Here is a 16,580-nt window from a genome sequence, read left to right as displayed (position 1 = left end):
GGCGGGCGCGGTCAGTCAGCGTACGCGACCGACCGATCGCGCCCGAGCCGCTTCGCACGATAGAGCGCGGCGTCGGCCTCGTTGACGAGTACGTCGCAGGTCAGCGCGCCGGCTTTCGCGCAGGTGCCGCCGACGCTCGCCGTGACCGGCACGCTGACGCCCTCCGCATCGACCGGCATGCTGCCGATCGCCTCGCGCACCTTGTCGGCCACCCGCATCGCCTCGTCGAGATTCGTGCACGGCAGCAGCAGCGCGAATTCCTCGCCGCCGAAACGCCCGAACGTATCCTGCGCGCGCACGATCGACGCGACGCGGCGCGCGGTCTCGCGCAGCACGGCGTCGCCCGCCGCATGCCCGAAGCGGTCGTTGATCGTCTTGAAGTGGTCGAGGTCGAACAGCAGCACCGACAGGTCGCCGCCGTAGCGCTGCCAGCGCGCGAATTCGTCGCCGAGCCGCGCCTCGAAGAAGCGCCGGTTCGCGATGCCGGTCAGCCCGTCGCGGTTCGCGTGTTCGCGCAGCTTCGCGACCGCTTCCTCGCGCTCTCGTTGCATCACGCTCACGTGCGTGACGTCCGAGATCGTCACGCACACGGCCTCGACGTCGCGGCCGCGCGTGAGCGGCATGAACGTGCAGTCCTGCTGCATGTAGTCGACGCCGCCCGTGATCGGCCGGTCATGCTCGAAGCGGAACAGGTAGGGCCGCTGCTCCCACGAGCTGAACGCGAAGCTGCCAAGCTGGAACACGCTCTCGAGCTTGCGCGACAGCCACGCGCGCGGCAGGTCCGGAAAGCGGTCGAAGATGTTGCGGCCGATCACGTCGGCGGCCGGGATGCCGCTGTGGTCCTGCATGAAGCGATTCCACATCAGGACGGTCATCGATCGGTCGAGCACGAACAGGCCGAAGCCGACCCGCTCGATCACGAGGTCGCTCAGCGACGGGGCGGCGGCCGTCATAGCGCGGACAGCAACGCGTCGAGCGCGTCGCCCATCAGCCGGATCGAATCCTCGGCCATCAGCATCACGAAATGCGCGCGGAACGTGTGGTCCTCGAGCCCGAAGTTCACCTCGAGCAGCAGCGCGACGCTCCACCCCAGTTCGTTCGGCTGGAAGACGTCGTCGAACGACACGTTCGCACCGAGCAGCCCCGGCGGAAAGAACACGGGCTTGCGGCCGAGTTCGTCGAGGATCGACGCGACGCAGGCGCCCATCAGCACGTTCGCGACGTCGAACACGATCTCGTCCGGCGTCGCCATCCCGCCGTACACGCCGTCGCCGAACGTGCGGTCGACGACCGACATGAGCCGCGCGACACCCGCCGTGCGGCACAGCACGATCGCCTCGCCCTTGATGTCGGAACGGAAGCCCTGGCGCACGGCGGTCACGTTGTCGTGGATGCCCGTCATCTCGCGCAGCGCGTCGCCCGCGTCGGCCGCTTTCACGACGCGCACGCGCGGCACCGACAACTCGATGAAATGCCCGAGCAACAACGCCAGCCGCGCGGCGGCGCGGCCCATTGCAAGGTTGGCGATTTCCTGCAACGCGTCGCGTTGCTCCGCCGTGAACACCGATTCAGGCATACAACCCATACTCCTTGAGAATGGGCAGCAATGCCTCCGACGTCACGGGCTTGGCAACGAATGCGATCGCGCCCAATTCACGCACGCGTGCTTGCGCCTGCGGCTGGATATCGGCGGATACCACGATCACGAACGTGTTCAGATCTTCGTGGCGCAGTGTTTCCAGGACCTGATATCCGCTCATGTCGGGCATCGTCAGGTCCAGAAACATCACGGAAGCTTTGCCGTCACGATAGAGCGCCAAGGCCTCGCGACCATTCGCTGCATACGCGACGTCAACGTCCCAGTCTCCCGGCAGCGCCTTTGTCAGAAGTTTGCGAGCGAGCAGCGAATCGTCGGCAATTACAATCGGCAAAGGCATGGGGCGATGCGGTATACGGAATGGTCTCTCTCGCGTTAACGACCGCGCGGCGCTCTTCTTTAGTGCCTTGCGTTTCGGGCGCGGCCAACCGCCTTGCGACCAGGCACGCGCGCCGCGACGCAGGTGCGCGCGACGCACCGCGCGGCAATCGCCGACGGGCGCATGTATCTGTCATAGGGAAAGCAAGGCGCGATTCTCGGAGTAAACCGGAGGCGATGCAACTCGCCATTTTCACCATTTCGAACAGAATCGGTCCGATCGCGCGTGATTCCGAAAACAGCCGCGACCATTTTCGAGATAAGCACGCAAAATTTTTCCTTGTGTACGTTTGCGCTGCCGGATTCGTCGCGTTTTCAATCTGACGGTTTACCTCTGTCATATACGACAGGTTTGCGCCCGTACGGCACCGCACGGCGGACCGCCGCAACTCGTTTATGATGGCAGACACCTCTGCCTCACCCGCTTTCCTCGATGACGTCCGAACGGCCTGCCGACTCCCGCGCCCCTGCCCCTTCTCCCGCCGACGACTGGCAGGATGACGGCAGCTACGCGTCCGGCGCACCCGAGCACGATTTCGCGGTGCGCCGCGTGACGCTGATCGTGCTGCTCGTCGCGGCGATCGTGCTGCCGTGCATCTACGTGGTGGTGATGGCGTACAACGACCTGAAGGCGCGCGAGGCCGCCGCGAGCGACGTGACGATGCGCACGGTGCGGGTCGCCGAGGAACACGCGCTCAAGGTGTTCGACCTGAGCGAAACGCTCGATGCGCGCATCGTCGACCTCGTGCAGGACATGGACGACGCGACCGTGCGCAGCAAGGAGTCCGACATCCACGAAGCGCTGAACACGATCGGCGGCGGCTATCCGCAGGTGGCCGCCGTGTCGATCTTCGGCGCAAGCGGGATGCTGCTCGCCAACAGCCTCTACTATCCGGCGCCCTATGCGTCGATCGCGAACCGCGACGATTTCGCCGGCATCCGCGACGGCAAGGTCATCGAACACATCTCGCGGCTGATGATGGGGCCGCTCAAGCTCGAGAACATTCCCGTCTTCAACACCGGCGTCGCGCGACGCCATAGCGACGGTTCGTTCGCCGGCATGGTGTCGATCGCGCTGAAGTCGTCGTATTTCAATGCGTTCTACCGCGACCTGCTCGGCGGCGCGAGCACGCCGATGACGATGGCGCTCGCGCGCTCGGACGGCGCGGTGATCGCGTCGTATCCGCCGCCGCCGTCGCTCGCGCACACCGATCGCTCGGTCACGTTCGGCAACCCGCGCAACGATCCGCGCGCGGGCGTGGTGCGCGTGGGCCACGACGGCGCGAGCAGCGAGATCGTCGCGTATCGCCAGGTCGGCAGCTATCCCGTCTACGTGACCTGCGCGTACCGCACGTCGGCGATCTGGCATGAATGGTACGAACACCTGAGCGTGCTGTTCATCTCGATGTTCGCGCCGTCGGTCGCGCTGTGGTCCGTGATCTGGCTGTCGCTCAAGCGGCTGAAGGCGGAAGAGGAAGCGTGGGACCGCTGGCAGGCCGAAGCGTCGATGCGGCGCTCGATCGAATCGGCGTACCGGCAGTCGCGCAAGATGCAGGCGCTCGGCAATCTCGTCGGCAGCGTCGCGCACGACTTCAACAACCTGCTGATGATCATCTCGAGCAACGTGCAGATCGCGCGGCGACGCGGGGTCCAGCATCTCGACAAGGAGCTCGGCGCGATCGAGCGCGCGTTGAAGAACGGCCAGTCGCTCACGCGTCAGCTGCTCGGCGTCGCGCGCAAGCAGCCGCTGCACAACGAGACGATCGACATCGGGCAATGGGTCGGCACGTGCCGCGAACTGCTGAAGACGTCGCTCGGGTCGAAGTCGTCGCTGGTCGTCGCGATCGAGCCGGGCGTCTGGCCGATTCGCGTCGATGTCGCGGAGCTCGAGCTCGCGGTGATCAACCTCGCGGTCAACGCGCGCGACGCGATGGCGACCGGCGGACGCTTCACGGTCGGCGCACGCAACGTCACGCTGCGCCGCGAGGACGGCTTCCCGCTCACCGGCGACTTCGTGCAGATCTCGCTCGACGACACGGGTTCGGGCATGGCGCCCGACGTGCTCGCCCGTGCGTTCGAGCCGCTGTTCACGACGAAGGCGCAGGGGATGGGGACGGGGCTCGGCCTGCCGCAGGTATTCGCGTTCTGCGAACGCTCGGGCGGCCTCGCGACGATCGACAGCGCGGTCGGCGCGGGGACGTCGGTGCGTCTGTACCTGCCGCGCGCGCGGGCCGAGGACGTCGTCGCGCGGCCGGCAGCCGTCGCGCACGACGCGGGCAACGGCGCGCTCGCCGGTCTGCACGTACTGCTGGTCGAGGACAACGACGAAGTCGCGGCCGGCACGGAAGCGCTGCTGTCGCTGCTCGGTCATCGCGTGACCTATGCGCCCACCGCCGACGACGCGTTGCGCCTGATCGAAGGCGCCGCCGCGAACGACGCGTTCGATCTCGTGATTTCGGATATCCACATGCCGGGCCGCCTGAACGGCATCGACCTGGCAGAAGCGGTCGAAAAGCGGCCGGGGAAGCTGCCCGTGATTCTCGTCACGGGTTATGCGGAGGAGCTCGACCGTACGCGCACCGTCAACGTCCGCGTGCTGTCGAAGCCGTTCGACATCGCGCTGCTCGACGAGATCCTGCAGGGCATCCGCGAAGCGCGCGACGCACGACACGCCGGTGCGTGATCCGCTCTTGGTTGGGGGCGCCGCCGCGACGGCGTGAGCGCGCGCGGCGGCGGTCAGGCCAACGAGGTCAGGCCGATTTCAGCAAGCGCACCCAGCTCGCGTAGCGATCGACGAAGCCCTGCAGGAACTTGCGGGTGTCCTCGCTGACGATCTGCCCCTGATCGTCGATGCGCGCCGGGTCGTGCTTGATGAACATCTCGGGCTGACCAAGCGTCTTCACGTCGAGGTACGCGAGCACGTTGCGCAGGTGCTGCTGCGCGAGCGCGGTACCCACCGCGCCCGGCGACGTGCCGAGCACCGCGCCCGGCTTGCCCGACCACGAGTTGGAACCCCACGGGCGCGAGCCCCAGTCGAGCGCATTCTTCAGGACGCCGGGAATCGACCGGTTGTACTCGGGCGTGACGAACAGCAGCGCGTCGGCGGCTTCGATCGACTGCTTGAAGCGTTTCGCGACTTCCGGGAAATCCGCGTCGTAGTCCTGGCTGTACAGCGGCAGCTCGCCGATCTCGACGAACTCGAACGAAAAATCGGCGGGGGCGAGCGAGATCACGGCGTGCGCGAGCGCGCGGTTGGTCGAAGCGCGACGCAGGCTGCCGACGACGACCGCAATACGATAGGACATGGCATTCTCCTTCCGGTGAGTGAGGAATCGGATCGATTGCTTCCGAATGGGCGACAAAGGTCTGTTTATAGGCAAGCCAGCCCGCGAGCCGTCCCACGGGGCCGTCCGGCCGACTTTCCACAAGGTTTTCCACAGAAATTGTGGATAACTCGACCGTTATGTTCTGACGTTACAGATTACCCGACGCGCATCGCCGGCGACGCGCGAGACGGGGTTCGGCAAGCATAGCGCAGCACGGCAGCCGGTTCCGCGAATTCGTGACGGAACATTGCGTTGCAGGCGGAGACCGCGCCCAGTAAGCTGCACGCACCGCGATGCGTCCGCTCCGTGATGCACGCGCGATCGCTTCGAGACACCGCCATTCACCCATGCTGTCCGCACACGACGACCCCGCCTATCTCGCGCAACTGCGGCACGACCTGCTGCGCTTCGCACGACTCCAGCTCCGCGATGCCGACGCGGCCGAAGACGCCGTGCAGGAAGCGCTGACTGCCGCGTGGTCGCATGCCGGCGAGTTCGCCGGGCTGTCGGCCCACAAGACTTGGGTGTTCGGCATCCTGCGCAACAAGCTGATCGACGTGCTGCGCGCACGGCAGCGGATGGTGAGCCTGACCGCGCTCGATGCGGAACTCGACGGCGAATCGATACTCGATCGCGAATTGTTCAAGGACAACGGACACTGGGCCGCGCATGCGAAACCGCGACCGTGGCCGAAGCCCGACACGCTGTTGCAGCAACAGCAGTTCTGGACGCTGTTCCAGGTGTGCCTCGACCATTTGCCGGAGCAGATCGGACGCGTGTTCATGATGCGCGAATTCCTCGATGTCGAGATCGCGGACATCTGCAACGAATTGACGCTGACGACGAATCATTGCAGCGTGCTGCTGTACCGGGCGCGCACGCGCCTGCGAACCTGTCTGAGCGAAAAAGGACTGACGACCGAAGATGCTGCCGGGGAAATGTACTGACGTGACACGCCTGCTGTCGGATGCGCTCGATCGGCATCTGACGCTGCACGAGCGCCTGCAGGTGCGCGTGCATCTGCCGACCTGCAGTGGATGCCGCGCCTATCGTGGGCAGATCTCGCTGTTGCGGATGGCCGCGAAGGCGGCGGCGGGGCGGGAGCCGGACGATGATGATGGGGCGTCTTCCGGTAAAAGCTAGACGCCGCGGTGGCGACATATCGTTCCGGGGGCGGGTGGCGGCGCGGGCAGCCTGACGGTCGCGTCGGTCTGGATTGCCGTTGTTTACGTGTGCAGGGCTGGGCCAGGCCGCGTTGATGCAATAAGAAAAATACGCCGGGCAAGAATTATTCGAACAACGCCTTCACCGACTCGGGCGGACGACCGATAGCCGCCTTGCCGCGGTACACGACGATGGGGCGTTGCAGCAGGATCGGATGAGCGACGATCGCCGCGTAGGCTTCAGCGTCGGTCAGGTCCGCACGGGCAAGGTTCAGTGTCTTGTACGGCTCCTCGCCGTCGCGCAGCATGTCGCGGACCGGACGGCCGAGTTGCCGATGCAGCGTTTCGAGCTCCTCGACTGTCGGCGGCGTCTTCAGATACTCGACGACGTTCAGCGGCGCGCCGGCCGTATTCAGCGACTCGACCAACGCAAGCGTCTCGCGGGACTTCGAGCATCGGGGGTTGTGGTAGATCGTGATCATCATTCAAGCCTGGATGGTGGAGCCCTGTATTGTAGCCAGTCTGCGTGGGAGGCTCGGCGGGCGGGGCAGCTGAGATCGTGTGGCTTTCCTCGTGGCAGTGGGTCGCTGGCGCGATTCGGTTTAGTGATGCGTCGTGATCGCGAGACGGCGAGTGTTTGATGTCGTGGGACACACCTGAGCGAGTGGTTGTTTATGCGCATAAAGTGCGGGCAGGCAATGGCTTCATGGAGACAGGGACTTGCGATTAGCCCGCCTAATGTCTCGTGAGGGCTGTCTCGGGCGGCGAAAAGAGAGCGGGGATCGCGGGACACTTGGGGTCGGTTTATGCGCATAAAGCCTGTGATTGTCAGGCGAGGTGAGATGCGGCTCCAGGCGTAGACGTATGTCGACAGGGATACGGCACCGGACGACGGTCGTATCGATAGGCTATCGTCCCAACATCATTGCGCGCCTGACGTAGGCCAGGTCTCTGCCTTGCCCTCCACTGCAGGCCATCGTTGCGTCCGGTTTATGCGCATAAACGCTGTGGGCAAACGGAACGTTGCCTCGATGCATACACGTTCAACGACGTGCCTCGTGGCCGTGCGTCTGCCTCCGGCCAGCAGAACACACTTCTCTGTGGCGTATCCCGAGCGCTCCAGCCACGAAGTCGATCACCCCGATCGCCGCGGACTTTATGCGCACAAACTTCCGGCTCCTCGGCCACTCGCCGCGTCCAGCGAGAGGGCAGCACACCGAGACATCGCCGCGACGAACCGCCCCGGCGTTGGAGCACGAGAGATCCACCATCGAGCACTGCATCGACCGCTCTACATCAGTCTCGCCATCTCCCACACGCCGTCCCAACCAGCAATCCAATCTCCACCATCCCGTTTATGCGCATAAACCGATAGTCCGAATGGCCAACGCGTAGTTGTTGAACGACAATTTCATTGAAATTCAAATATCGTCCTGTAGAATTCCAACGACCAAAACAGGAGTGAAAATTGGCCGCGGAAATCATTGCAGTCACTCAACAAAAAGGTGGCGTCGGCAAAAGCACGATTGCCATGCATCTCGGCGCCGCGTTCCATGAAAAAGGGAAGCGCGTCCTCGTCATCGACGCAGACCGTCAAAACACGCTGGTTCACTGGTCGAGCGCATCCGGCGACAGCGACAACGGCATCCCGTTTCCGGTCGTCAATCTTGCCGAAGCCGACGGCCAGATCCATCGCGAGATCAAGAAGTTCATCAACGACTACGACATCATCGTCGTGGACTGCCCGCCGTCGATCACCGAAAAAGTGTCCGGCGTCGTCCTGCTGGCCGCATCGATTGCCGTGATCCCGACATCGTCGTCGCCGGCCGATTACTGGTCGAGCGTCGGGCTGGTCAAACTGATTCAGCAGGCGCAGGTGATGAACGAAGACCTCCGCGCGGTCTTCCTGCTGAACAAGACCGAAGAGAAGCGCATGCTGACCCGCGAGCTCAAGCGTGCACTCGAAGAACTCGGCTTCCCGCTGCTGAAGACGCAGATCCCGACTCGGGAAGCGTACAAGCAGGCGATGGCGCTCGGTCAGACCGTGCTGCAAATGAACGATCGCGGCGGCAAGCTGGCCGCCGCCGAAATTCGCGCATGTGCCGACGAAATCGTCGCCATGCTGCCCTGACTTTATGCGCATAAAGGAGTCACATGAAACCCTCCCAATTCGCCAAAGGATTCCAAGCGCGCCCGGATATCACGACGAGCGAGAAGCGCACCGCGCTTGATCGGCTCAATGCGATCGACGGCATCGTCAAGTCCGAGACGCCGACCCCGGTGCCGACCAAATCCGCGAAGAAGGACATCGCACCGCCGCCTGCTCCGGAATTCGCGATCGATCCGTCCATCGACGAATCGCCGCAATACCGCGCGTGGCGTCTCGAGAATCGCTATGCGCCCGGGCAGGTGATCGAACTGCCGCTGAAGTCCATCAAGCACAGCCCGTTCAACCCGCGGCACTTCTATCTGAAATCGTCGATTGCCGAACTCGCGGTCAACCTTGCGAAGCAGGGGCAGCAGCAGGCGATCCACGTAATTCCGGATTACGACAATCCGGGCACGTATTTCGTCAGCGACGGTGGCCGCCGCGTGCGGGCGCTGAAGGAAGCGAACAAGGAGTCGGTCAAGGCGATCGTGATCGACGTGCCGATCGGCATCCAGAGCTACAAGCTCGGCTACGACCTCAACGTTCAGCGCGATTCGCAGACGGTGTTCGACAACGCAGTCGTGTGGCGCCGCTTCCTCGACGACAAGCATTTCCAGAGCCAGAAGGAGCTCTCCGAGCATCTCGGCCTCGACGAGTCGACGGTGGCCGTCGCGCTGTCGATCGGCAAGTTGCCGGAAGCGATCATGCAGGAAATGGTCGCGCGTCCCGATCGCTTCGGGTCGAACATGGCGTATCAGGTCGGCCGCTATCACAATGCGCGCGGCACCGAGGCCACGCTGCGGCTGATCAACAAGATCGTGTCGGACGATCTCAGCACGCGCCAGGTGTCGGACATCGTCAAGGGCCGCGTCGCGGCGCAGGAGACGCCGAAGGCCGCGGGCCGTCAGCGCTATGCGCAGCGTCTCGAGATCAAGCTTGGCGGCAAGTCGGTCGGCGACCTGAAGTCGTATGGCGAAGACCGCATCGAACTGCGCCTGCGTGGCCTCCCGAAGGACAAGCGCGACGCGATCCTCGAGCAGCTCGAGCGAATGCTGTTGTCGGAGTAAGGGAAACGGCCGGCAAGGCCTGGTGAGGCCGCCGGCCCTGCCCGATCGGGGGTGGGGACCGGCGGTGGCCCGTCAGCGGGCCTGAGCGGGCCTCAAGCGGCCCGCGACTGGTTCAGCGTGAACGACAACAGGTCGCCATCCGTCGGCTCGCCCCAGGTCTTCTGGGCCAGCCAGTCGAAAAAGGCCGTCTCGGCCAGCTTGGAATCGAGGCCGCGCTTGCGCCAGTCGTCGCGCAGATGCGAGCCCATCGTCGGCAACGCCTCGGACTCGAACGACTCGCGCGCCACTTCGCGCTCCGCGTCGCCCTGCTCTTCGTACAGCACCTTCGCTTCCTTGCGGCGGAACGCTGCGAACTCGCTCAGCAGGCGCGCCTTCAGATCGTCCGGCTGCGCAGCCGCAACCTTCGCGGAAGGCGTGCCGGCCGGCAGCGCGTCGACCGACTCCACCGGCGGCGCATAACCCTTCTTCAGCGCGTCCTTGAACAGCGCCGGCGCGCTCCGCACCGGCGGCAGCGTCGTGCTGCGCATCCGCTGCTCGGTCATCTGCAACGCGGCGCGAATCCGGTTTTCCTCGCTGTCCGCATAGAGCGTCTGCGCTTCCTTCAGCGGGATCCCGAGCTTCACCATCCGGTCGACCAGCGTGCTGTCGAACACGTTCGGGTGCTCGTCGAGCGCGAGCATCGGCTGCTTGCGCTCGGTCACGCGGAACTGGATCTCGGCCACCCGACGCCCTTCGCGGTGCTCGATCAGCTCGACGAAGATGTTGGTGACCGCGTTGACTTCCGCGATCGCGGGACGCAGGTAGTCGCGCTTGAAGTACTTGTACTCGCGCTTCGCTTCGTCGCCGGCTTCCGTGTCGGGCGTGCCTGACAGGATCGGCCGCCACCATTCCCACGGCTCGCGCATCGTCAGATGACTCGGGTTCGTCAGGTAGCGCACGCAGATCTCGTACAGCGCGAGACCGGCGCTGCTGCGCAACTGGCTCTGAAACTGCAGGCTCAGCCGCGCATACTGGACCGGGTCGAGCAGCTTCTTCTTGATCTTCGGCGCGAACGAGAATTCGACCCACACGCGGCGGGTGGTCGGGTCCTCGAGAATTTCCGCATCGGCGATCAGCGTGGAAATCCCCCACTTGCGGCCCGGCTTCTGACTCGACGTCCCCGTGCTCCATTCGACCTGCACCGACACCATGCGGCGCAGGTGTTCCTTCACCAATGCGGTGTCGTTCGAATCGAAAGCAGAGTTCGCGACGATGTCCGACAGCAGCGCGCGATATGTATCGCCCGAGTCGTCGGCTTGCTGCGCGACGGCCAGCAGGACATTGAACAGCTTGCGAGTGAGGAGCGTGATCTTGCCGCTCTTCGGCTGAATGGCGATCGCCTCGACGGCCTTTCGCAATTCGGCTGAACTGGCACTCACCACATCCACATCGGTTTTCTTGGCGCGCTTCGTCGTGGCCATACGTCGGGTCGGAGGAGAAGTTTCCCGGAAGGATAGCGCCTGCGGTGATGTGCGTCCAGAGCGACATGCTCACCATAGCCGGTGAAGCGCGCCGGCAAAACGGCACTCACCCGAACCGCTCCCGAAAATGCTCACCGGTCCGCCAGTGCGGTGTTCCGGGCTCTTCCAGACGTGCCGCGGCATGCGCCGATTCACAGAATTTCACCTGTGCACGACACGTGCGAAATTGGCTCCCGTATCGGCTCACCTTTCGATTTGTCGTAATTTTGCGACTGCGCAGACGTGAGTTCGACACAGGGCCGCGATTGCACTTCACCGTACCTTTTTCCGACTGTGCCGATCGGCCTGTATGCATGTACAGGCGCGGCTCGCCGAGATATCGATTTGGCTTCGACACATGGAAAAGCGCGGTCGAAACCGGCACGCGCGACCCGATCGGTGCCTATTTGGCCGGACCGGGCGCGCATTGTACAGCGCGCCAATCGTATCCGGTCCCGAAAATGCTCACCTCAAGCACAGCATGTTGATTCGTCCGGGTGCCGACGAAGGCCCGACACACGGGCGACCGGCTGCCAATGCCTCCCGAAAACACTCACCTCAACCCAAAAATGCGGCACTGCAACGGGTACGGAAATGGCTCCTGAAAAATCTCACCGTAACCGCCGCGGTATCAAAAATCCCAATCTCTTCCGATACTTATGCACAGAAGGCATTTGGCTGTGCATCGCCAGGAGCCCCCCGAAAAGCCTCACCTTTCGACGGGTATCCTTCATACGACAACCGTATGTCGCCCCCCGAAAATTCTCACCTGTGCCAAAAAGTGGCACAGCAAAAACGAGATTTCTTCCAGTCCTGGCGGGCTTTTTGGACGAATTCCGCCAGTCACAGGTCCCGAAAAGCCTCACCTTTGACCATTTTTTCAGCAAATACGTCTCCCGGAAAACCTCACCTGTAAGCCAAGTCGGAGCCTGTGATCCATGCCCCGAAAAAGCTCACCTTAAGGCGAACGGGGCAGGAAAACCCGGATTTCCCTCCCGAAAAGTCTCACCTTTGGGGCATCACAGGCCCAGGAGAGCACTTTTGCTGTGCAAAATGGCGTCCACTTCCCGGAAATCCTCACGGCAAATTCCCGTGGAGTCCCGTGGAACCTCACCTTTCGCCAAATCTGCCCAAAAGATGGGCAGAATCGGGGCGCGAAGCAGGTCCTGCAAATTCTCACCTATGTCTGCACAGGCAGAAAACTGTGAAGTCAGGCACAGCGCGGCTTCTGCGGCTGTGTGGCCCCGAAAACCCTCACCTTTAGGAAAACGTGTGTTTTACTGTGATCCCGAATCCGCTCACGACCCTTCCTGCAACGGCTCACGCAGCTCCCTGAACCCCATCACGTCAGCTCCCGCAGAAGATCACCTTGGCTCCCGTAAAACTTCACCTTGTCGGCCGGAGAGCCTTGCACCATAAGGCTGTGCCGTGGCGTTAACGTTTTTAACTAAGGGTTCAAGGGTGTTTACTTCTAATACTCTCAAGACATCGGGCTGACGAGTTTTCCACAGACACCTCAACCCCAGAACACCCACGGGCAAACAGCTCCGCTGTCATGTGAAACAAAGGCCAAAATTCGGGGTCCGCTGAAAAATACTTATGCGACAAGGACTTGGCTAACTTTCTTCGCTTTGTTTCACGGAATTCCGGCTCACCTTCGGCAAGATCGGCTCCCTGATCCGGTTTCTGTGCAAAACGACGTAAATTCACAACAGACCCTCGAAAAAAGTATCAAGTAATACGTATTTCGTTATGATTGCCACAATTCATTGTCTGTGAGCGTGGTCATGACCCTGGACGAAATGCGTCAAGTCATTCGGGAAGAACTGGAATCGCTGCGTGCAAGCGGTGCGCGGCGCCAGGAATTGTCGCTGCACGCATGCAAGCGGCTGTTTTTCGATCTCGGCATTCGGCCGTCGGCCGCCAACGTCCGCGATCTCACCCAGACCGGCAGCGCCAGCGACATCCCGAAAGACATCGACCATTTCTGGGAACGCATCCGTTCCGCCTCCAAGATCCGGCTCGACGGCGCGGCGATCCCGAAAGCCGTCGAGGAAAAAGCCGGCGCGTTGCTCGGCGCACTCTATGAAGAGGCATTGAAAGCGGCGCGCGACAGCCTCGACGCCGACCGCGAACAGGTTCGCGCCGACATGGCCGACGCCGAACAGCGCTTGCGCGACGCGACCATCCGCCAGGAAACGCTTGAAGGTGCGCTCGCGCGCGGTGAAGCGAGAAACGAGCAATTGCAGGCGCGGGTGACCGAACTCGAAGTTCAGCTCGCGTCGCAAACGACCCACGGTTCGGCAAGCGAAGCAACCTTGCTCACCACAGTCGCCCGACTCGAAAAGGAGCTGGCCGCGGCCGCCGGCCGCATCGATGCCGAACAGGCACAGAACGCCGCGCTGCGCGACCGCATCGATGCTTTGCAAGCCGAATTGCAACAGCGCACCGAGCACTACGCGCAGCAAATCAAGGATGCGGTGGCCGAAGCCGAACGCCGCGTCAAGCCGATGCTGGTCGAACTGGACTCATTGCGCAGCATGGCGTCGACCTACCAGAGCGGGTTGCGCGACGTTCAGCGCAAGGAATTCGATTTCCTGCAGCAGTTGAGTTCTGCCAAGGCGCGTGCTGATCGGCTCGAGGAACAGTTGCGCAGCCAGAGCGACGAACTGGAACGCGCCACGCGCGACGTGAATTCGTTGCGCGCGAACCGCGGGATGAATCCGGAAATCGCCGCGCTGCTGCGGCGCCTGGCCGATGCCGGACAACTGGACGCGGACGCGTATGCCGCAATCGGCACCTCGCTGGATCAGGAGATTCCGGCGCCGACGCGGTGCCCGCATTGCGACGGCGAACCGGAGCTGTCACATGGCGACGAGGGTTTTGAAGTCGCGTGCCCTGAGTGCGAGCACGCTTCGGGCGCGTGGCCGTCCCGCTTCGAAGCCGTCGCCCGTTTTGCGCAAACCTGACCGGGAAGCCGGCGATGCGCACAGGTGAGATGATTCGGGAAGCTTGAGGTGAGGTTTTTCGGGAGCTGTGAAACGGTGAGGCTGCGCCACGCAAGGCTGCTCACGGATCGCGTCGCGCGAGCAGCCGTTTCCTGATCAGTGAGTTTCGTCGCGGTCGGACGCGTCACCGTTGCTGTCGGCCAGCCCGTCGCGCCAGTTTTTCCACGCGCGATGCAGGCGATTCGACGAGATCGGCCGCATGAAGCCGAGCCATTTGCCGACCCGCTCGGGCGGCACGTCGTGCTCGAACAGTTCCGCCGCGTAGGTATTGCGCAAGGTTTGCGGGCTGGTGCGTGCAGTGCGCGACGACGTGAGCCCGGCCGATTCGACGATCGCGTCGATCGCGCGCAGCATCGTCGCCTTGTGCATCGGCCGTCCGGCGTGCGACGCGGGGAAGACGAGCTCCCCCGGAATCTCCTGGCGTTTGCGTTCGGTGAGCCAGGCTTCCAGCAACGCGATCGCGAACGAGGCCAGATGAGTTTCGCGTGCGTAATCCGGATGCGTCGATTCGATCCGCAGCGACGTGTTGCTCGTATTGATGCAACTAATCGTAAGCGCGCGCGCTTCGCCGGTTTTGATGCCGGCGCCGAGAAATGCGGCGACGAGTGCGCGGTCGCGACGCTCCTTCCAGTACGCGGAACCCGACACGCCGATCGGCGAAAACAGATACGCGAGCAACGTCGCGCGTTCCGCCGGTGTGAGGAAACCGGTCGGTTCGTTGTCGCGGGCCTTGCGCCAGGTCGCTTCGCCATCCTGAGCAATGAAGCGGGCCGGATTGGTCGATGCATATTCGGTGCGGCGAATATGGTCGAGCACGCGCTCGATCAGCCGCAGATAGCGCATTCGCTGCGTTTTCTTGATCGGCAACTCGCCGACGAAGTTCGCGATGGTCGGTGTATCGACCGTCGCCAGGTTCTTTTGATGCGCGCGCATCCACGCGAGAAACGCGCCCCATTGCGCGCGATAGACATCGGCCGACGAGCGACGATAGTCCTGCATTGCCAGCCATGCGTCGAACGCGGCTTCGGGCGAAAGAACCCAGTCGGACGCATCGCGGTCGAACAGGTCCTTTTCTTCCGGCGGGGCGGCGGTGTCGGGAGAGGCGGGAAGGGACATGGTATTAATTCCGTTAGTTGCGTATATGGTAGCCCTTTCCGCAACGTCTCGGGCAGCAAAAGGGTGAAGCGGCCGCCCTGCGCGGCGGCCGCGGTTGAGCCGTCAGTCGCCCCACGCCTTGGACGGGCGGTGAGGGCGCGACGGACGCACGGTATCGTGTGTCGTTGCCGCGGCTTCGTACGCGAGAACGGCGAATGAAAAGACCGCGGGCAGCGCGTTCGAGCGCCCGAAGTCGATCGGATCGTCGGTCTCGGGAAACGTCATGTCCGACGGCCGTTCGAACAGTTGACGCATGCCGGCGTCGTGCCGGCTCGCAAAGCCGAGATCGGCGAGCGCCTCGGCTTCGATTGCGTGCAGCAGGCGCCACGTCAGCGGCACGCGCTGACGGATGTAGCGCCCGGCGATATGGCGAACGATCAATTCGAGGTCATGCGCGGCAGCCTTGAAGCTGAGCGCGGCCAAATCTTGTTCTTCTGTCATTGCAGGCTCCTGTCGACCGGAGCGGGCGCCTCGGTGCGCCGGCTCCGGCCCATGCATGGCGGAATGTCCGTATACTGTACAAACATACAGTGCTTTCCGCAACTGGCCTGCAACTGACCTTTTGGCCGACTACCCGTGCCGTCAGCGATGGATCACGATCAACAAGGCCCGCGCTTCTGCCTTGCCGGGGTTGCGGATTGCATGCGGCTCATCGGCCGGGTAACGCGCGGTGTCACCTGCCTTCAGGCGTCTGCTCGCCGCGGCGGCCTCGATTTCCATTGCGCCCTGCAGCACGGTGAGGTGCTCGCGCGTGCCCGGTTCGTGCGCGTTCGATACCAGTGCGCCGCCGCCCGGCAGCGTCAGCTCGTACCACTCGAACTTGCCGGCGAGGTCGATCGGGCCCCATACGCGCAACTGGTACCGGCCGTCGTGGCCGGCGAGCGTCGGAATGTCGTGCGGGCCGTCCACGCGGATCGTCTCGGGCGTCTTCGGCTGCGAGAACAATTCGTCGAGCGTGATGCCGAGCGCGTTCGTCAGCCGCCATGCCACGGCGATGGTCGGGTTGGCCTTGTCGCGTTCGATCTCGGAGAGCATCGATTTCGATACGCCGGCTGCGCGCGACAAGTCATCGAGCGTCAGCTTGCGCTCGTTGCGCAGGCGCTGGATCTGCTCGCCCACACGCGGCGGGGTCGCGGCCGGCGGCTGCGGGGCGGCATCGGCGGCCGGGCGCCGCGATCCGGAGGAACTTGCCATTTGGATTCCGTTCGCTTAGAGTTGTTCGATATTTCGAATTCTAG

Annotated in this window: 15 protein-coding genes; 6 read left to right on the top strand and 9 right to left on the bottom strand. The window is 63.5% G+C overall.

All coding sequences use genetic code 11. The features are described 5' to 3' along the window. Positions 1 to 11 precede the first annotated feature (11 nt). From H3O04_RS04660 to H3O04_RS04650, 3 genes are read right to left on the bottom strand one after another with little or no spacing between them, the layout of a single operon-like run. Entirely contained in the window at positions 12 to 953 is a 942-nt protein-coding gene (locus H3O04_RS04660; RefSeq protein ID WP_200160590.1) for a GGDEF domain-containing protein, read from the bottom strand. Then, positions 950 to 1,576 carry a chemotaxis protein CheC gene (locus H3O04_RS04655; RefSeq protein WP_011548760.1) on the bottom strand — a complete coding sequence of 209 codons (627 nt, stop codon included), beginning with the start codon at positions 1,574 to 1,576 and terminating at the stop codon, positions 950 to 952. The genes H3O04_RS04660 and H3O04_RS04655 overlap by 4 nt, the downstream gene beginning before the upstream one ends. Further along, on the bottom strand, positions 1,569 to 1,937 hold the full coding sequence (locus H3O04_RS04650; RefSeq protein WP_011548759.1) for a response regulator: 369 nt from the start codon (positions 1,935 to 1,937) through the stop codon (positions 1,569 to 1,571). Before H3O04_RS04650 ends, H3O04_RS04655 begins: the two co-directional genes overlap by 8 nt. 471 nt (positions 1,938 to 2,408) lie before the next feature. Here H3O04_RS04650 and H3O04_RS04645 point away from each other — a divergent pair, with 471 nt between their 5' ends. After that, positions 2,409 to 4,658, top strand: coding sequence for a hybrid sensor histidine kinase/response regulator (locus tag H3O04_RS04645; protein ID WP_043887498.1), 2,250 nt, complete (start codon positions 2,409 to 2,411; stop codon positions 4,656 to 4,658). Positions 4,659 to 4,725: 67 nt separating this feature from the next. Here the strand turns inward: H3O04_RS04645 and H3O04_RS04640 are convergent, their stop codons facing one another. Continuing rightward, positions 4,726 to 5,280: an NADPH-dependent FMN reductase gene (locus H3O04_RS04640; protein WP_006480199.1), complete on the bottom strand. Its 555-nt coding sequence runs from the start codon at positions 5,278 to 5,280 to the stop codon at positions 4,726 to 4,728. A gap of 368 nt (positions 5,281 to 5,648) precedes the next feature. Here H3O04_RS04640 and H3O04_RS04635 point away from each other — a divergent pair, with 368 nt between their 5' ends. Together H3O04_RS04635 and H3O04_RS04630 are read left to right on the top strand one after the other, a co-directional pair. Next, positions 5,649 to 6,248, top strand: coding sequence for an RNA polymerase factor sigma-70 (locus H3O04_RS04635; protein ID WP_023476151.1), 600 nt, complete (start codon positions 5,649 to 5,651; stop codon positions 6,246 to 6,248). Beyond that, complete coding sequence (locus tag H3O04_RS04630) at positions 6,226 to 6,444, top strand: zf-HC2 domain-containing protein (protein WP_124476343.1); 219 nt, start codon at positions 6,226 to 6,228, stop codon at positions 6,442 to 6,444. Before H3O04_RS04635 ends, H3O04_RS04630 begins: the two co-directional genes overlap by 23 nt. A 145-nt stretch (positions 6,445 to 6,589) precedes the next feature. On the opposite strand, the gene arsC is transcribed toward H3O04_RS04630, so the two are convergent. Then, a complete protein-coding gene (gene arsC / locus H3O04_RS04625) occupies positions 6,590 to 6,946 on the bottom strand; it encodes an arsenate reductase (glutaredoxin) (RefSeq protein ID WP_027808888.1) in 357 nt (118 codons plus the stop codon). A gap of 986 nt (positions 6,947 to 7,932) precedes the next feature. Here arsC and parA point away from each other — a divergent pair. Next, positions 7,933 to 8,595, top strand: a complete 663-nt coding sequence (gene parA, locus H3O04_RS04620; RefSeq protein WP_006480195.1) for a ParA family partition ATPase — start codon at positions 7,933 to 7,935, stop codon at positions 8,593 to 8,595. Between the two features lie 23 nt (positions 8,596 to 8,618). Then, positions 8,619 to 9,680 (top strand): ParB/RepB/Spo0J family partition protein, encoded by a 1,062-nt coding sequence (locus H3O04_RS04615; protein ID WP_023476148.1) that lies wholly within the window; start codon positions 8,619 to 8,621, stop codon positions 9,678 to 9,680. A 92-nt stretch (positions 9,681 to 9,772) separates the two neighbouring features. Here H3O04_RS04615 and H3O04_RS04610 read toward each other — a convergent pair whose 3' ends face one another. After that, positions 9,773 to 11,140 carry a replication initiation protein gene (locus tag H3O04_RS04610; RefSeq protein WP_006480193.1) on the bottom strand — a complete coding sequence of 456 codons (1,368 nt, stop codon included), beginning with the start codon at positions 11,138 to 11,140 and terminating at the stop codon, positions 9,773 to 9,775. Between the two features lie 1,826 nt (positions 11,141 to 12,966). On the opposite strand from H3O04_RS04610, the gene H3O04_RS04605 reads away from it, so the two are divergent. Continuing rightward, on the top strand, positions 12,967 to 14,148 hold the full coding sequence (locus tag H3O04_RS04605; RefSeq protein ID WP_124592039.1) for a DNA-binding protein: 1,182 nt from the start codon (positions 12,967 to 12,969) through the stop codon (positions 14,146 to 14,148). Positions 14,149 to 14,283: 135 nt separating this feature from the next. Here the strand turns inward: H3O04_RS04605 and H3O04_RS04600 are convergent, their stop codons facing one another. From H3O04_RS04600 to H3O04_RS04590, 3 genes are all read right to left on the bottom strand, one after another. Further along, a complete protein-coding gene (locus H3O04_RS04600; protein WP_011548750.1) occupies positions 14,284 to 15,303 on the bottom strand; it encodes a tyrosine-type recombinase/integrase in 1,020 nt (339 codons plus the stop codon). A 102-nt stretch (positions 15,304 to 15,405) separates the two neighbouring features. Then, positions 15,406 to 15,783, bottom strand: a complete 378-nt coding sequence (locus H3O04_RS04595) for a DUF2471 family protein (RefSeq protein WP_023476146.1) — start codon at positions 15,781 to 15,783, stop codon at positions 15,406 to 15,408. Between the two features lie 141 nt (positions 15,784 to 15,924). Next, positions 15,925 to 16,536 (bottom strand): helix-turn-helix domain-containing protein, encoded by a 612-nt coding sequence (locus tag H3O04_RS04590; protein WP_012339069.1) that lies wholly within the window; start codon positions 16,534 to 16,536, stop codon positions 15,925 to 15,927. Positions 16,537 to 16,580 lie beyond the last annotated feature (44 nt).

Source organism: Burkholderia sp. KCJ3K979 (genome assembly GCF_016759955.1).
Lineage (GTDB): Bacteria > Pseudomonadota > Gammaproteobacteria > Burkholderiales > Burkholderiaceae > Burkholderia > Burkholderia orbicola.
The sequence above is the reverse complement of the archived record's forward strand: the minus strand, read 5'-3'. Positions and strand labels throughout refer to the sequence as shown.